Genomic DNA, 16,004 nt, shown 5'->3' on the forward strand with positions numbered 1-16,004 from the left:
GATGCTTAATTCGAGCTCACCGCCGAACGCGGAATCACCGGCTGGTTGTCATTGGAAATCGTCACTTCCACCCGACGATTCTGTGCCCGGCCCGAGACGCTGGTATTTTCCGCCACGGGATATTCCTTGCCATAACCCTGGGCGACGATACGGGTTGGATCAACACCCATCTTCACCAGCGCCATGCGCACGGAGCTGGCGCGGCGTTCCGACAGTGACTGGTTGTGCGAGGCGGTACCGGTGCTGTCGGTGTAACCCTCGACAATCACCTTGCGGTCCGGATTTTCCTGAAGGTACTGCGCCAGTTTGTTGATGTTCATCATGCCGTTGGATTTCAGCTCGGCCTTGTCGGTGGCGAACAGCACATCACCGAAGGTCACCAACGTGCCGCGATCGGTCTGTTTGGCATTGAGGCTGTCTTGCAGTTGCTTGATCTGCTGGTCGCGGGCGTCAAGACGCGCCTGGGCCCGTTGTGCAGAAGCGTTCTTCAGATTGGCTTCGGCGGTGCGCAGGGCGATGGTCTGTTTCGCCACTTCGACACGCTGGTTGGTCAGGTAGGCCAACTGGTCAACCTTGGCCGGGTCTTCCTTGTCCAGGTAGGCCTTGTCGGCCTTGTCCAGGTAATCGCTGGCGTCCTTGGTTTCCAGCGCCGCGACTTTGCTCGCCTGTGGGTTGGCTTGCAGGCCGGAATAATTGGTGCGGGCCTGTTCCAGGTTGGCGTTCGGTGGCGTTGAGCATGCGGCCAAAGCAACGCTGGCGGCCAGCAGGGCAGGGATCATCAAATTTTTTGAATTCATGGTTTTAGTCCTTTTCAATCGAGTAAGAAACACGTCGTGCAGCGCTGTTACTGAACGGTGCGCTGGCTTTCCTGACGCAGTTCCTGAACCCCTTTCTGAGAGTCCTTCACAGATTGTTCGGCTTTCATCGCCTGGGCTTTGCGCTCGGCTACACGAGCGTCCCACTCAGCCTGTTCGGCCAAGGTCTTGGCTTGATCGAACTGCTTGTCGTGCATGGCGATTTCGGCTTGCTTGAGTTTGTCTTGTGCAGCCTTCATTTCCACTGCCGCGAACTCGGTACCACCGGCACTGACGGCGCTGTTGACCGCTGACTCGGTGACGGCGAATTGCTCGGTGGGCGGGTTACCCGCGCAACCGGCCAGCACGAGGCCTGTGCCGATGGCCAGTGCCGCCATTTTCAGTCCGTGCAGGGAAGAGGATTTGCCAGTTCGGGTTTTCATCGTTTTCAACTCCATTGGGCTAACTCCTGAGCAACGTGAATATCCATCCTGGGCAATGAGCCGAAACCGTATTTCACAAGGCTTTTTGAAACGGCCGTCCCAGGCGTGGTTACTGGGTTGACCCGAGGCGTTTTTTGAAAGTTCAGAAATTTAGCTGGCTATCGAAAAAACTTCGACGCAGCTCGAAGGGCTCTATATCGAGGAATGTGGCGATGAACATAGCTGATCACACCCCTCGAAAGGGGTGCGAACAGTGATTTTCAGGAGGGACAAATACAAAAAAAATCAGTGCTTTTGCTTGTCGCCAGCGGCCGACAGGTCATGCAAATGACGACGGGACAAAGCGAGGAAACGTGGGGTCGGGCCGATGTCTTCGTACAACGGATCGCCCTCTTCATCAGTGGCCACTACGGTGGAACCTTTCACATACGGAAAACTTTTTTCCAGTTCTTCCAGGGCAGCCCCGATCAACTCGCCCAGCAGTTCTTCAGGATGCCGCTTGGGGTACATCTCGATAATCGCCGCAAGCCGTGCGGCAGCCTCCACGTCCAGATGAATCGAATAGCCTGTGTCGGTCAGGCGACCCTTGGCGTTTTCTTCCCAGTGGTTGGCAAGCTCGCGGATTTTCATAATGACCTCATTGCACTCCTGCTCCCGGCAGGCGGGGAATGTCCGGCAGATGCCGGCGACAAGCCGTTGTACGGCTTACCCTTGAGACTAGCTTTTACGCCAAAGGTTTAAAGGCCCTTCGTCGTCTTGCTTGTAAGAACCGGTCTGGAGCGGCACTCTTAAGGTTCCTGGTCGACCGGATTTTTCGCTGGAGAACTGTTGATGACCGATATTGATGCACGCTTGCGCGAAGACGTTCACCTGCTCGGTGAGTTGTTGGGCAACACCATTCGGGAACAGTACGGGGACGGTTTTCTCGACAAGATCGAGCAGATCCGCAAGGGCGCCAAGGCTGACCGTCGCGGTTCCATGGACGCCGAGCTCAGCGCCAGCCTCAACCAGTTGACGGAGGACGAACTGCTGCCAGTGGCGCGGGCGTTCAACCAGTTTCTCAACCTGGCCAACATTGCCGAGCAGTACCAGCTGATTCACCGACGTGAAGAATCCCAGCCCGCGCCCTTCGAGGCGCGGGTCCTGCCAGAGCTGCTCGCCCGCCTGCGCGCCGAAGGTCATGGCGCCGAGTCCCTGGCCCGTCAGTTGGGACGGCTGGAAATCGAGCTGGTGCTGACGGCGCACCCGACCGAAGTCGCGCGCCGCACGCTGATCCAGAAATACGACGCCATCGCCGCGCAACTGGCGGCGCAGGACCATCGCGACCTGACCAGCGCTGAGCGCGAGCAGATCAAGTCGACGTTGCAGCGCCTGATCGCCGAAGCCTGGCACACCGAAGAAATCCGCCGCACGCGCCCGACGCCGGTTGACGAAGCCAAATGGGGCTTCGCGGTGATCGAGCATTCGCTGTGGCAAGCGATCCCCAATTACCTGCGCAAGGCGGACCAGGCCCTGCATGCCGCCACGGGACTGCATTTGCCATTGGAAGCGGCGCCGATTCGTTTTGCCTCGTGGATGGGTGGCGACCGCGACGGCAACCCCAACGTGACGGCGGCCGTGACCCGTGAAGTACTGCTGCTGGCGCGCTGGATGGCGGCCGATTTGTACCTTCGCGATGTCGATCATTTGGCTGCGGAGTTGTCGATGCAGCAGGCCAGTGAAGAATTGAAGGCCAAGGCTGGCGACAGCGCCGAACCTTACCGCGCTGTGCTCAAGCAGCTACGCGAACGCCTGCGCGCCACGCGAAGCTGGGCGCACACCGCGTTGTCGACGCCGACACCTGCACCGGCCGATGTGCTGCAAGACAATCGCGACCTGCTCGACCCACTGGAGCTGTGCTACCACTCGCTGCATGAGTGCGGCATGGGCGTCATCGCCGACGGTCCCTTGCTCGATTGCCTGCGCCGGGCCGTGACGTTCGGCCTGTTCCTGGTGCGCCTCGACGTACGTCAGGACTCGTCGCGCCATACCGCGGCCATGACCGAAATCACCGACTACCTTGGCCTGGGTCGCTATGAAGACTGGAGCGAAGAAGAGCGTATCGTCTTCCTGACGCGCGAACTGAATAACCGTCGGCCCTTGTTGCCGGCCTACTACAAGCCTTCGGCCGATACCGCCGAAGTGCTGGCGACTTGCCGGGAAATCGCTGCGGCGCCAGGGGCGTCGCTGGGCTCCTACGTGATTTCCATGGCCGGTGCTGCTTCCGACGTGCTGGCCGTGCAACTACTGCTCAAGGAGTCAGGGGTATTGCGGCCGATGCGCGTGGTGCCGCTGTTCGAAACCCTTGCCGACCTCGATAACGCAGGTCCAGTGATCGAGAAACTCTTGTTGCTGCCGGGCTATCGCTCGCGCCTGCAAGGCCCGCAGGAAGTAATGATCGGTTATTCCGACTCGGCCAAGGACGCAGGGACCACGGCAGCCGCCTGGGCCCAGTACCGGGCGCAGGAACAACTGGTGGATATCTGCCGCTCGCACGACGTGGAACTGCTGTTGTTCCATGGTCGTGGCGGCACGGTGGGGAGGGGTGGCGGCCCGGCGCACGCGGCGATTCTGTCGCAGCCGCCGGGTTCAGTCGCCGGACGCTTCCGCACCACCGAGCAGGGGGAGATGATTCGATTCAAATTCGGCCTGCCGGACATTGCTGAGCAAAACCTCAATCTGTATCTGGCCGCGGTGCTCGAAGCGACCTTGCTGCCACCGCCGCCGCCGACACCTGAGTGGCGCCATCTGATGGACGAACTGGCCGCCGATGGGGTCAGCGCCTACCGTGCGGTGGTGCGGGAAAATCCGCAGTTCGTGGAATATTTCCGCCAGTCCACCCCGGAACAGGAGCTAGGGCGCCTGCCGCTGGGCAGTCGCCCGGCCAAGCGCCGTGCCGGCGGGATCGAAAGTCTGCGGGCCATCCCGTGGATCTTCGGCTGGACCCAGACCCGGTTGATGCTGCCCGCCTGGCTGGGCTGGGAAGCGGCCCTGAGCAAAGCGCTGGAGCGCGGTGAGGGCGAACTGCTGCAGCAGATGCGCGAGCAGTGGCCGTTTTTCCGCACGCGCATCGACATGCTGGAAATGGTCCTGGCCAAGGCCGATGCGGATATTGCCCGCTCCTACGACGAGCGTCTGGTCGAGCCGGACTTGCTACCTTTGGGCGCGCATTTACGCGACCTATTGTCGCAGGCATGCGCCATCGTTCTCGGCTTGACCGGTCAGTCGCAGCTGCTGGCACATAGCCCAGCCACCCTGGAATTCATCCGCTTGCGCAACACTTACCTCGACCCGCTTCATCTATTGCAGGCAGAGTTGCTGGCACGATCGCGGCAACCGGATGTGGCCCAGGACAGCCCGGTAGAACAGGCGTTGCTGGTGTCTGTAGCAGGGATTGCCGCCGGTTTGCGCAACACCGGCTGAGGATTTTTGCCATGCTTTTGGGCATCCGGCGGGAGCGCCGGATGCGGTTCAAAGGCGGGTAAAAAAGTGCTGCCAGGCGACAGTTAATGATGGGGTTGCGACTTGGGGAACCGGGTTGCGCGGTCACGACAGGCAGTGGTTTCTCCGACTTTTGGCGGCTTGTGTGGGCGAAGCCTGCTGTGTATCTTGATCAGCCTTTGGCCGTTTGGGCGGTCACGACCCTATTTTTGAGATTGGCCCCACGAGGCGAATCTGACGTTATCCATATAAAAAATTGAGGAGCACATCGATGCGCGTCATTCTGCTGGGAGCTCCCGGGGCCGGTAAAGGTACTCAGGCTAAGTTCATCACCGAAAAATTCGGTATTCCGCAAATCTCCACCGGCGACATGCTGCGTGCCGCGGTCAAGGCTGGCACCGAGCTGGGCATCAAGGCCAAGAGCATCATGGATGCCGGTGGCCTGGTGTCCGATGACTTGATCATCGCCCTGGTCAAGGACCGTATCGCCCAGTCCGACTGCGCCAACGGTTTCCTGTTCGACGGTTTCCCGCGCACCATTCCCCAGGCTGAAGCCCTGGTGACTGCCGGTGTCGAGCTCGACGCGGTGGTTGAAATCGCCGTTGAAGACGAAGAGATCGTGCAGCGTATCGCCGGTCGCCGTGTTCACGAGGCCAGCGGTCGTGTCTACCACATCGTCTACAACCCGCCGAAAATTGCTGGCAAGGACGACATCACCGGCGAAGAGCTGGTACAGCGCAAGGACGACACTGAAGAAACCGTGCGTCATCGCCTGTCCGTCTACCATTCGCAGACCAAACCGCTGGTGGACTTCTACCAGAAGCTGTCTGCTGCCAACGGCAAGCCGAAGTACAGCCATATCGAAGGCGTCGGCTCGGTTGAAGCGATCACCGACAAGGTGCTGGCTGCCCTGAGCTGAAAATAGCTTGATCTTCTACGGCCCGCTTGCGGGCCGTAGTTGTTTATACTGACGGACTTTTTTCTGACCTCTCTTGTGGAAACATCGATGAGCACCTTGCTGGCCCTGGACACCGCGACTGAAGCTTGCTCCGTTGCCTTGCTGCATGACGGCAAAGTGACGAGCCATTACGAGGTGATTCCGCGCCTGCATGCACAGAAGCTGCTGCCGATGATCCAGCAATTGCTCGCCGATGCCGGTACTACCCTGCAAGCGGTCGATGCCATCGCCTTCGGTCGCGGGCCGGGTGCATTCACCGGCGTGCGGATTGCCATCGGTGTGGTGCAAGGCCTGGCCTTCGCACTCGATCGCCCGGTATTGCCGGTGTCGAACCTGGCGGTGCTGGCCCAACGCGCCTATCGCGAACACGGTGCCAGCCAGGTCGCGGCGGCCATCGATGCGCGAATGGACGAGGTGTATTGGGGTTGCTACCGCGAATCGGCAGGGGAGATGCGCCTGATTGGCGCCGAAGCGGTATTGCCACCGGAAGTCGCTGCATTGCCGGCCGATGCCAGCGGTGAGTGGTTCGGCGCGGGCACCGGTTGGGGCTATGCCGAACGCATTGGCGTCAGCCTGAGCGGGCAGGATGCGGGCATGTTGCCCCATGCTGAAGATTTGTTGACCCTGGCGCGTTTCGCTTGGGAACGTGGCGAGGCGATCGTGGCGGATGAGGCGCAGCCGGTTTATCTGCGCGATAAAGTGGCGACACCTAAAGCACGTTAAGCATTCTCCTGTGGCGAGGGGATTTATCCCCGTTGGACTGCATAGCAGTCCCATTTTTTTGGGGCCGCTTCGTAGCCCAGCGGGGATAAATCCCCTCGCCACAAGGTAAACGCCAGCCAATCGTCGTTTTTCTAACCCCGGGTTTTAAACCTTTTGCCTTTTATGTGTTCTAGTTATCACTAGGCAGTTTGCGATGTGGGTTATGTGCCACTAGACTGCCATTACTGATACCGAGCATGCACCTATGCGTATAGACGGCGTTTCCTCTCAGTCCTACCCGATCAAGCGCAAGCCTCGCAAAGACCCGCGAGTGGAAGACGAGTCCGTCGATATCGAAGGCGAACTTGCATTTGCGACTGAAGAACAGCTGGCTGCCCGTGCCGCCAAAGCCGCTGCGCAAAAGCTGAGCAATCTTCCCGCCCGCCAGCAGGACATGCTTTATCACCGCGCGATGAACAAAAGCGTGGCAATGGCGCTGGCCAGTTACCTGAGCACCGCCAGTTTCGTCGATTGGGATGCACAAGTGCTGGGCCTCGACCTGTACATCTGATGTTGCCTTACTACCTCGGTTGCCCGTCCTGGAGCGAAAACGCCTGGCGTGATTACCTCTACCCGGCAGCGGCCAGGCCCGCCGATTTTCTGGGTCTCTATTGCCAAGTGTTCAACGCCGTGGAAGGCAATACGACCTTCTACGCGAGTCCCTCTGCCAGTACCGTGCAACGATGGGCCGAGGTCATGCCCGCACACTTTCGCTTCACCGCGAAGTTTCCCCGCGAGATCAGTCACGGCGGGGACCTGCGGGAACAACTGACTGCCGCCGAAACCTTCACCCGATTGCTCAGCCCGCTGGGCGAGCGGGTAGCGCCGTTGTGGCTGCAATTATCCAAGGGCTTTACGCCGCAACGCTTGCCCGAGCTGGCCGGATTCATCGACGCGCTGCAGCGCCCGCTGGCCGTTGAAGTGCGGCATGACGAGTTCTTTGCCAAGGGCGAGAACGAGCGGATGCTCAATCGCCTGTTGCTCGATCGTGGGGTCGAGCGCATCTGCCTTGATCCCCGTGCTTTGTTCAGCTGTACCTCCACCGACCCTTCGGTGCTGCACGCCCAATCGAAGAAACCCCGTGTGCCGCCGCGCCCGGCAGCGTTCACGCAATTGCCGCAGGTGCGTTTCATCGGTCATCCGCAGCTTGAAGCCAATGAACCGTTTCTGTTGCCGTGGGTGGAGAAAATCGCCCTGTGGATCGAAGAGGGTCGTACGCCTTACATCTTCCTGCACACCGCCGACAATGTGCTCGCGGCGAAACTGGCACAACGTTTCCACGCGCGCCTGATGCTGCGTCTGCCTGGCTTGCCGGCGCTGCCTGAGCTATACAGAGAACCCGCGGCGGAGCAACTTGGCTTGCTCTGAAGCGGACTCGTTTCCCTTTCAGAGGAGCCAGCCAATGGATGCGCAAACCCTTCGAGCCCAAGCGTTCAGAGCCTTGCACGAACGCGACGGGGTTTTTGTGATTCCCAACCCGTGGGATGCCGGTTCGGCCAGGATGCTCGACAGCCTGGGTTTCGAGGCGCTGGCGACCACCAGCGCCGGTTACGCTTTCTCCCAGGGACGCCCCGATGGCGGCTTGACGCTGGACGACACCCTGGCCAACGTCCGGGCGATTGTCGCCGCCACCGACCTGCCGGTCGCGGTCGATCTGGAAAACGGATTTGCCGATGATCCTGCCGAATGTGCGCAAAGCATTCTGGCGGCGGCGGCCGCAGGTGCCGTCGGCGGTTCGATCGAAGACTTCACGGGCCGACCGGACGCGCCGATTTATTGCTTCGAACATGCCGTGGCGCGCATCGAGGCCGCCGTCGCTGCGGCTCGCAGCTTGCCTTTCGCGTTCACGTTGACAGCCCGGGCCGAGAACTATCTGCATGGCAATCCGGATCTGGCCGACACGATTCGCCGCTTGCAGGCATTCGCCGAAGCGGGTGCCGACGTGTTGTATGCGCCAGGGTTGCGCAGTGCTGAAGAGGTATTGGCGGTGGTTCGCGCCGTGGCGCCGAAACCGGTCAATGTGTTGATGTCCGGCGGCTTGAAGCTGACGGTCGAGCAACTGGGCGAAATGGGCGTCAAGCGCATCAGTGTCGGCTCGGCACTGGCCCTGGCGGCGCTGGGTGAGTTCTACCGCGCGGCCGAAGAGATCAAGACGGCGGGCACGTTCGGCTTCACGTCGCGCTCCATGCCCTACGCCCAGGCCAATCAGTTTTTCAAAGGCTGACGGTGCGGTTTCGCGGGTGGCTGCTGCTGATCCTGTTGATCATCGCAGTTGCGGGAGCGGGCGTCTGGCGCGGTTGGATCTCCTTGCCGCCGCAGTGGAATCCCTGGGCGCCGCTGGACGTCAAGGCGGAGCCCAACCTGCTGACCCGCTTCAAACTGATGCGTCTGCGCGCTGATTCGCAGCTGTGCGAGCAGGCATTGAGCAGCTCCGGATTGCGCGTGACCCATCAGGCCGACAGCCCGGACGCCAAATGTCCGCTGACCAATGTCTTGCGTGTACAGGGCGGGGACGTGGCCTTGAGCAGCAGTTTCCTTGCCAGCTGCCGACTCGCCGTGTCGTTTGCCCTGTTCGAGCATCACGCGCTGCAACCTGTGGCGCAGGCGATCTACGGGCAAGCGGTCACACGGGTCGATCACCTTGGCAGCTTTGCCTGCCGCAATGTCTACAGTCGCGAGAATGGCAGGCTCAGCCAGCACGCGTCGGCCAATGCACTGGATATCGCCGGTTTTCGACTGGCGGATGGCCGGACTGTCGATGTACTCAGGGATTGGCCGAAGGATAATCAGGATGGAAGATTTTTAAGGCAGGTGCGCGATGGCGCCTGTGGCCTGTTCAGCGTGGTGCTGAGCCCGGATTACAACGCCGCCCATCGCAATCACTTTCATCTGGATGTCGGGCCTTGGTGGGTCTGTCGGTGACGCTTAGGCGGCAAGGCGCAGGTTCTGCAGGATGATCGGGCGTGCCCAGCCGTTATCGAAATCGAGTTGTTTCTGTTGCTCCAGCAGTTCTTCAGGCGAGAACGGCGGGAACGGCTTGTCCAGCAGATCGAGCTCGAACTCGGCGATCGGCAAATGCAGTGGACGCGGTTGCGGCGCGGGACCGACTTGCGGCAACGGCTGACCGGCGGTGAGCACGATCGGGCGCACCCAGCCGCTCTCGAAGTCTTGCTGTTGCTGCTGGGCAACGATTGCTTCGGCGGGGAACGGTGGGAATGGTTTGTCGGCCAGGTCCATTTCGAACTCGGCAATTGGCAGGAACAGCGGTTCGGGCGGGCGAACTTCGTTGTCTTTCACGTCGCATTCGCGCTGGGCAACGATGTGCGCCAGCAGGTCACTGCCCACGGTGGGTTCAACCGGGCTTTGCAAATCGACCGGTGGAAAATTCAGCGATTGTGGCAGCACTTCACCCGACTGTTCGGCCAGTGCACGGGCAAAGAAATCCTGCCATATGTGACTGACGCCGCCCAGTACCTGGGTATTTCGCAGGTTGTAATCGCCGTAGGGCGAGATAAAGCCTGTGATTGTGGGTTGAATGTCTGACATTTCTCTCGGTCGACGCTCAGCTCTGGCAAAATGCTCGATAGTTTTGTTATCGGCCGTTTTTGCCGATCATTAATTTTTTGAGCGTGTTTTCCCATGATTGATCAACCTGCGGCCTGCCGCATCCATGTCGAGGCGCTGAGCGCAGCCTTCGAGCCCCAGGCCGAGCAATGGGCCGAGCGTCTGGGCCTGCCGCTGCAAGTGGCTGATGGCGAGTTCGCGTTGCAGGTGGGTGACCAGGGGCTGCAGCTGCAACAGCTGGGGCCGGACGCGCCCGGACCGGTGCGGGTGGATTTCGTCGAGGGTGGCGCGGCGCATCGCCGGTTGTACGGTGGCGGCAGCGGGCAGATGATCGCCAAGGCCGTCGGCGTCGCCCAAGGCGTGCGTCCGCGTGTGCTGGATGCCACTGCGGGGCTGGGCAAGGATGCGTTCGTGCTGGCTAGCCTGGGTTGCGAGATGAGCCTGATCGAGCGTCAGCCGTTGATTGGTGCCTTGCTTGAAGATGGCCTGGCCCGTGGCGCGGAAGATTTTGACGTGGCGCCCATCGTGGCGCGCATGCGCTTGCTCAAGGGCAACTCGATCGAGGTGATGCGCAATTGGCAGGGCGAACCGCCGCAGGTGATCTACCTCGACCCGATGTTCCCCCATCGTGAGAAAACCGCGCTGGTGAAAAAGGAAATGCGCCTGTTCCGGCCACTGGTTGGGGATGATCCGGATGCGCCGGCTTTGCTTGAAGCCGCCCTGGCCCTGGCCAGCCACCGGGTGGTGGTCAAGCGTCCGCGCAAGGCGCCGTGCATTGAGGGGCCCAAGCCGAGCCATGCACTGGATGGCAAATCCAGCCGGTATGACATCTACCCGAAGAAAGCGCTCAAGCCCTAAGTTGAAGGTTATTGTTCCCACGCGCCGCAAAGGAATGTAGCCCGGGACGCTCCGCGTCCCATTCGAGAGCTGGAACGCGGAGCGTCCCTTGAGGCATTCCCACGCAGAGCGTGGGAACGATCACTGTCAGGGCCTGTAAGCCCGCATGAACAACCCCACTACCTCCTGCACATGGCTCTCGGCCGCTTCTCCGGTCAGCGGCTCGCCACAGCCATACAGCAACCGAAAATTCGCCGCGCCCTTGAGCAGGCAAAAAAAGTGTTCCGCCGCATTACGCGGTTTGTCGATGCTCAACTCGCCACTCTGATTGATCTTGCCCAGCAACCGCTCCATGCCGTGCAGCATGCGTTGAGGTCCGGCCTCGAAGAAGATCAGCGAAAGTTTCGGGTCCTGGCTGCCCAGGGCCATGATCAGTCGATGCAGGTTCACCGACTCGTCGCTATTGATCAACTGGTGAAAGCCGCGGGCGATGTTCAGCAGCACGGTTTCCACTGCCACGCCTTCGGGCAGCTCAAAGAACAGCGACGGCAGTTGTTCCTCGCACTTGGCCACCACGGCAGCGGAGAACAGCGTCTCCTTGTCGTTGAAGTGGCTGTAGACCGTGAGCTTCGACACCCCGGCCTGCGTAGCGACAGCATCCATGCTGGTGTTGGCATATCCCTTGGTCAGAAACAGCGTTTTCGCTGCATCGAGGATCGCCTGGCGCTTGGCCAGATCCTTGGGGCGGCCCGGGCCATTGGGTGCTGAAAGATTGTTCGGCATATTCGCTTTTATTACTGGACTGGTGAGTTTGCTATTAATAACATACTCGTCAGTATAATTATTCCAAGCACCATTGGCGAAAGGTCCTTCACCATGTTCCGCTATGCCTTGCCCCTCGCGTTGCCAGTCACCCTGGCGTTTTTATTGACCGCGTGCGGTCACGAAGAGGCGCCTCAAGTCAGCGTTCGACCGGCCATGGTGGTCCAGCCAGAGCCTTCAACCCAGGCGATGGAAAGTTATCCCGGTGAAGTCCGTGCCCGCTTTGAGCCGGAGTTGGCGTTCCGGATTGGCGGAAAAGTCAGCCGACGATTGGTCGACGAAGGGCAGCGGGTCAAGGCCGACCAGCCGCTGGCGGAACTCGATCCCCAGGACGTGCGCCTGCAACTGGAGGCCACCCGTGCCCAGGTCGCGGCCGCCGAGGCCAACCTGAACATGGTGCGTGCCGAGCGTGATCGCTATAAAACGCTGATGGAACGCCAACTGGTCAGTCGCTCGCAGTATGACAATCACGAAAACCTGTACCGGTCCGGTGAAGCGCGGCTTAAACAGATCAAGGCCGAGTTCAACGCCTCCACCAATCAGGCCAGTTACGCGGTGCTGCGGGCGCCGCAGGATGGCGTTGTGGCCAAGCGAGCGGTGGAAGTCGGGCAAGTGGTCGCGGCGGGGCAAACGGTGTTTACCCTGGCCACCGATGGTGAGCGTGAAGTGTTGATCAGCTTGCCGGAGGCAAGCTTCGGCCGCTTCAAGGTGGGTCAACCGGTTTCGGTAGAACTGTGGACCCAGCCGGACCAGCGCTTCGCCGGACACATCCGCGAACTGTCGCCGGCCGCCGATCCAAAGTCGCGCACCTTCGCCGCGCGTATCGCCTTCAATGCGGGCAAGGTCCCGGTCGAACTGGGCCAGAGCGCCCGTGTCTTCGTTCAGAGCGCCCAATCCGTACCGTTGTCAGTGCCACTGTCGGCGCTGACCGCGGAGAACGGCGTGACCTACGTCTGGGTCGTCAGCGCCAACAACACCTTGAAGAAGACCCCGGTTCGGGTCGGTGCCTTCGGTGAGAAAACCGTCCCGGTACTCGAAGGCCTCAATGCCAGCGACTGGGTGGTGGCCGCCGGCGTCCATGTGCTTCTCGACGGGCAGTCCGTGCGCCCGGTGGATCGCTCCAACCGTGTGGTCAACCTGGCGCACAAGGAGTAATCCCCGATGGGTTTCAATCTTTCCGCCTGGGCGCTGCGCAATCGCCAGATCGTGCTGTTCCTGATGCTCCTGCTGGCGATTGTCGGCGCACTGTCCTACACCAAGCTGGGTCAAAGCGAAGACCCGCCGTTCACCTTCAAGGCCATGGTGATCCGTACCAACTGGCCGGGGGCGACCGCACAGGAAGTCTCGCGCCAGGTCACCGAACGCATAGAAAAGAAGCTGATGGAAACCGGCGAGTATGAGCGCATCGTGTCGTTCTCGCGCCCGGGTGAATCACAGGTGACGTTTATCGCCCGAGACTCCATGCACTCGGTGGAGATACCGGACCTCTGGTATCAGGTGCGCAAGAAGGTCAGCGATATTCGTCATACCTTGCCGCCAGGTATTCAAGGGCCGTTCTTCAACGATGAATTCGGGACCACGTTCGGCAATATCTACGCCCTGACCGGCGAAGGTTTCGATTACGCCGTGCTCAAGGACTACGCGGACCGCATCCAGATCCAGCTGCAGCGGGTCAAGGATGTGGGCAAGGTCGACCTGCTCGGTTTGCAGGACGAAAAAATCTGGATCGAGCTGTCCAACGTCAAGCTCGCCACCCTTGGGCTGCCGCTGGCGGCGGTGCAACAAGCGCTTGAGGAACAGAATGCGGTGTCCACCGCCGGCTTCTTCGAAACCACCAGCGAGCGATTGCAGCTACGGGTCTCGGGGAATTTCCAGACGGTCGAAGAGATCAAGAACTTCCCGATTCGCGTCGGCGATCGTACGTTCCGCATCGCCGATGTCGCCAACGTGCGCCGCGGTTTCAACGATCCACCAGCGCCACGCATGCGCTTCATGGGTGAAGACGCCATCGGCCTGGCCGTGGCCATGAAGGACGGCGGCGACATTCTGGTGCTGGGCAAGGCCCTGGAAATCGAGTTTGCCCGTATCCAGAAGAACCTCCCGGCCGGCATGCAGCTGCGCAAGGTCTCGGACCAACCTGCTGCCGTGAAAACCGGCGTCGGCGAGTTCGTCCAGGTGTTGGTCGAAGCGCTGGCCATCGTCTTGCTGGTGAGCTTCTTCTCCCTCGGGGTACGCACGGGCATGGTGGTGGCCCTGGCCATTCCGCTGGTGCTGGCGATGACGTTCGCCTGTATGTATTACCTGGGGATAGGCCTGCACAAGATTTCCCTCGGCGCCCTGGTGCTGGCGCTGGGCTTGCTGGTGGACGACGCTATCATCGCCGTGGAAATGATGGCGATCAAAATGGAGCAGGGCTTCGACCGGATCAAGGCGGCAAGTTATGCCTGGACCAGCACCGCGTTCCCGATGCTAACCGGCACGCTGATCACCGCCGCCGGTTTCCTGCCGATCGCTACCGCGCAATCGGGTACCGGTGAATACACCCGTTCGATCTTTGAAGTGGTGACCATTGCACTGTTGGCATCTTGGGTGGCGGCGGTGCTCTTCGTGCCTTATCTGGGGGAAAAGCTCCTGCCGGACCTGGCGAAAATTCACGCGGCCAAACATGGCCCGGGCCAACCCGATCCCTATGGCACGCCGTTTTATCAACGCGTCCGACGGTTGGTGGAGTGGTGCGTGCGCTGGCGCAAGACGGTGATCACGGCGACGGTGGTGCTGTTCATTGCGTCCATCGTACTGTTTCGATTTGTACCTCAACAGTTCTTCCCGGCCTCGGGCCGACTGGAGTTGATGGTCGACCTGAAGCTGGCCGAAGGCGCGTCCTTGAGCAATACCGCCGAGGAGGTCAAGCGCCTCGAAGCGTTGCTCAAGGACAAAGCCGGCATCGACAACTACGTGGCCTACGTCGGGACCGGCTCACCGCGTTTTTACCTGCCGCTTGATCAGCAATTGCCAGCGGCGAGCTTCGCGCAGTTTGTCGTCCTGGCAAAAACCATCGAAGACCGCGAACCCTTGCGCACCTGGCTGATCACGACCCTCAACGAACAGTTCCCGGCCTTGCGCTCGCGGGTCACGCGCCTGGAGAACGGTCCGCCGGTTGGCTATCCGGTGCAGTTTCGGGTGACTGGTGAGCACATCGAGGAAGTCCGCGCACTGGCCCGCAAGGTCGCGGCCAAGGTTCGCGAAAACCCCCATGTGGTCAACGTCCACCTGGACTGGGAAGAGCCCAGCAAGGTCGTCTATCTGAACATCGATCAGGACCGTGCACGGGCACTGGGCGTGAGCACGGCAAACCTGTCGAAGTTCCTGCAGAGCTCGCTGACCGGTTCCAGCGTCAGCCAGTACCGCGAAGACAACGAGTTGATCGAGATCCTGTTGCGCGGCACCGTGCATGAACGCACCGAACTGTCGCTGCTGCCAAGCCTGGCGGTGCCGACCGACAATGGTCGCAGCGTTGCGCTGTCGCAGATCGCGACACTGGAATACGGCTTTGAAGAAGGCGTGATCTGGCACCGTAATCGCCTGCCCAACGTGACGGTTCGCGCCGACATCTATGGCAAGGAACAACCGGCGACCCTGGTGCAGCAAATCCTGCCGACCCTCGATCCGATCCGCGCCGAATTGCCGGATGGCTATCTACTGGATGTCGGCGGTACGGTCGAGGATTCCGCTCGCGGGCAGAACTCGGTGAAGGCTGGCGTGCCGTTGTTCATCGTGGTGGTGTTGACGTTGCTGATGCTGCAGTTGCGCAGCTTCTCCCGCACGGCGATGGTGTTCCTGACGGCGCCCCTGGGGTTGATCGGGGTGACGATGTTCCTGATGGTGTTCCGCCAGCCGTTCGGGTTTGTGGCCATGCTCGGGACCATCGCGTTGTCGGGGATGATCATGCGCAACTCGGTGATCCTGGTGGATCAGATCGAGCAGGATATCGCGGCCGGGTTGAAGCCGTGGCAGGCGATTATTGAGGCGACCGTGCGGCGGTTCAGGCCGATTGTGCTGACGGCGCTGGCAGCTGTTCTGGCGATGATTCCGTTGTCGCGCAGTGTGTTTTTCGGGCCGATGGCGGTAGCGATCATGGGCGGGTTGATCGTGGCGACGGCGTTGACGTTGTTGTTTTTGCCTGCGTTGTATGCGGCTTGGTTTCGGGTCAAGAAAGAATCGGCCTGAGTTCGTTGGACTTGGCGGCCTTTGGGCCGACCAAGCTCTGGTTTTTCGAGTACATATCCGTTAGCGCAGCAATGGATATGTACACGGTCAACAAAACACAGGTCGGCTCCCAGGCCG

At 60.7% G+C, this 16,004-nt stretch carries 15 protein-coding genes; 10 read left to right on the forward strand and 5 right to left on the reverse strand.

Going from position 1 to position 16,004, the window contains the following annotated elements; all coding sequences use genetic code 11:
- Nucleotides 1-5 precede the first annotated feature (5 nt).
- From QLG10_RS04875 to QLG10_RS04885, 3 genes are all read right to left on the reverse strand, one after another.
- Nucleotides 6-797 (reverse strand): OmpA family protein, encoded by a 792-nt coding sequence (locus QLG10_RS04875; protein ID WP_110748643.1) that lies wholly within the window; start codon nt 795-797, stop codon nt 6-8.
- 47 nt (nt 798-844) lie between these two features.
- Complete coding sequence (locus QLG10_RS04880; RefSeq protein WP_188265487.1) at nt 845-1,252, reverse strand: DUF4398 domain-containing protein; 408 nt, start codon at nt 1,250-1,252, stop codon at nt 845-847.
- A gap of 270 nt (nt 1,253-1,522) precedes the next feature.
- Nucleotides 1,523-1,867: a hypothetical protein gene (locus QLG10_RS04885; RefSeq protein ID WP_020799647.1), complete on the reverse strand. Its 345-nt coding sequence runs from the start codon at nt 1,865-1,867 to the stop codon at nt 1,523-1,525.
- Between the two features lie 201 nt (nt 1,868-2,068).
- Here QLG10_RS04885 and ppc point away from each other — a divergent pair, with 201 nt between their 5' ends.
- From ppc to QLG10_RS04920, 7 genes are all read left to right on the forward strand, one after another.
- Complete coding sequence (gene ppc / locus QLG10_RS04890; RefSeq protein ID WP_110748648.1) at nt 2,069-4,699, forward strand: phosphoenolpyruvate carboxylase; 2,631 nt, start codon at nt 2,069-2,071, stop codon at nt 4,697-4,699.
- Between the two features lie 289 nt (nt 4,700-4,988).
- A complete protein-coding gene (gene adk / locus QLG10_RS04895; protein WP_020799645.1) occupies nt 4,989-5,636 on the forward strand; it encodes an adenylate kinase in 648 nt (215 codons plus the stop codon).
- Between the two features lie 87 nt (nt 5,637-5,723).
- Entirely contained in the window at nt 5,724-6,398 is a 675-nt protein-coding gene (tsaB, locus tag QLG10_RS04900) for a tRNA (adenosine(37)-N6)-threonylcarbamoyltransferase complex dimerization subunit type 1 TsaB (protein ID WP_188265489.1), read from the forward strand.
- Between the two features lie 244 nt (nt 6,399-6,642).
- Complete coding sequence (locus QLG10_RS04905) at nt 6,643-6,948, forward strand: hypothetical protein (RefSeq protein WP_033043307.1); 306 nt, start codon at nt 6,643-6,645, stop codon at nt 6,946-6,948.
- Entirely contained in the window at nt 6,945-7,805 is an 861-nt protein-coding gene (locus QLG10_RS04910; RefSeq protein ID WP_188265499.1) for a DUF72 domain-containing protein, read from the forward strand. Before QLG10_RS04905 ends, QLG10_RS04910 begins: the two co-directional genes overlap by 4 nt.
- Nucleotides 7,806-7,839: 34 nt before the next feature.
- Complete coding sequence (locus QLG10_RS04915; protein ID WP_110748654.1) at nt 7,840-8,661, forward strand: isocitrate lyase/phosphoenolpyruvate mutase family protein; 822 nt, start codon at nt 7,840-7,842, stop codon at nt 8,659-8,661.
- 2 nt (nt 8,662-8,663) lie between these two features.
- A complete protein-coding gene (locus tag QLG10_RS04920) occupies nt 8,664-9,359 on the forward strand; it encodes an extensin family protein (protein ID WP_282485859.1) in 696 nt (231 codons plus the stop codon).
- Between the two features lie 3 nt (nt 9,360-9,362).
- On the opposite strand, the gene QLG10_RS04925 is transcribed toward QLG10_RS04920, so the two are convergent.
- Nucleotides 9,363-9,983 (reverse strand): energy transducer TonB, encoded by a 621-nt coding sequence (locus tag QLG10_RS04925; protein WP_110748659.1) that lies wholly within the window; start codon nt 9,981-9,983, stop codon nt 9,363-9,365.
- Between the two features lie 96 nt (nt 9,984-10,079).
- Between QLG10_RS04925 and QLG10_RS04930 the strand changes: the two genes are divergently transcribed.
- Nucleotides 10,080-10,859: a class I SAM-dependent methyltransferase gene (locus tag QLG10_RS04930; protein WP_188265500.1), complete on the forward strand. Its 780-nt coding sequence runs from the start codon at nt 10,080-10,082 to the stop codon at nt 10,857-10,859.
- A 126-nt stretch (nt 10,860-10,985) separates the two neighbouring features.
- Here the strand turns inward: QLG10_RS04930 and QLG10_RS04935 are convergent, their stop codons facing one another.
- Nucleotides 10,986-11,621, reverse strand: coding sequence for a TetR/AcrR family transcriptional regulator (locus QLG10_RS04935; RefSeq protein WP_110748662.1), 636 nt, complete (start codon nt 11,619-11,621; stop codon nt 10,986-10,988).
- A gap of 93 nt (nt 11,622-11,714) precedes the next feature.
- Here QLG10_RS04935 and QLG10_RS04940 point away from each other — a divergent pair, with 93 nt between their 5' ends.
- Entirely contained in the window at nt 11,715-12,815 is a 1,101-nt protein-coding gene (locus QLG10_RS04940; RefSeq protein ID WP_282485861.1) for an efflux RND transporter periplasmic adaptor subunit, read from the forward strand.
- A gap of 6 nt (nt 12,816-12,821) precedes the next feature.
- Complete coding sequence (locus QLG10_RS04945) at nt 12,822-15,887, forward strand: efflux RND transporter permease subunit (protein ID WP_282485863.1); 3,066 nt, start codon at nt 12,822-12,824, stop codon at nt 15,885-15,887.
- The last annotated feature ends 117 nt before the right edge of the window (nt 15,888-16,004 follow it).

It is taken from the genome of Pseudomonas sp. V98_8 (genome assembly GCF_029967975.1).
Classification (GTDB): Bacteria; Pseudomonadota; Gammaproteobacteria; order Pseudomonadales; family Pseudomonadaceae; genus Aquipseudomonas; species Aquipseudomonas umsongensis.

Coding starts and splice junctions, on each gene's coding strand:
- QLG10_RS04935 (WP_110748662.1), bottom strand. CDS start 11,621: ATGCCGAACAATCTTTCAGCACCCAATGGCCCGGGCCGCCCCAAGGAT.
- QLG10_RS04940 (WP_282485861.1), top strand. CDS start 11,715: ATGTTCCGCTATGCCTTGCCCCTCGCGTTGCCAGTCACCCTGGCGTTT.
- adk (WP_020799645.1), top strand. CDS start 4,989: ATGCGCGTCATTCTGCTGGGAGCTCCCGGGGCCGGTAAAGGTACTCAG.
- QLG10_RS04905 (WP_033043307.1), top strand. CDS start 6,643: ATGCGTATAGACGGCGTTTCCTCTCAGTCCTACCCGATCAAGCGCAAG.
- QLG10_RS04880 (WP_188265487.1), bottom strand. CDS start 1,252: ATGGAGTTGAAAACGATGAAAACCCGAACTGGCAAATCCTCTTCCCTG.
- tsaB (WP_188265489.1), top strand. CDS start 5,724: ATGAGCACCTTGCTGGCCCTGGACACCGCGACTGAAGCTTGCTCCGTT.
- QLG10_RS04875 (WP_110748643.1), bottom strand. CDS start 797: ATGAATTCAAAAAATTTGATGATCCCTGCCCTGCTGGCCGCCAGCGTT.
- QLG10_RS04885 (WP_020799647.1), bottom strand. CDS start 1,867: ATGAAAATCCGCGAGCTTGCCAACCACTGGGAAGAAAACGCCAAGGGT.
- ppc (WP_110748648.1), top strand. CDS start 2,069: ATGACCGATATTGATGCACGCTTGCGCGAAGACGTTCACCTGCTCGGT.
- QLG10_RS04945 (WP_282485863.1), top strand. CDS start 12,822: ATGGGTTTCAATCTTTCCGCCTGGGCGCTGCGCAATCGCCAGATCGTG.
- QLG10_RS04925 (WP_110748659.1), bottom strand. CDS start 9,983: ATGTCAGACATTCAACCCACAATCACAGGCTTTATCTCGCCCTACGGC.
- QLG10_RS04915 (WP_110748654.1), top strand. CDS start 7,840: ATGGATGCGCAAACCCTTCGAGCCCAAGCGTTCAGAGCCTTGCACGAA.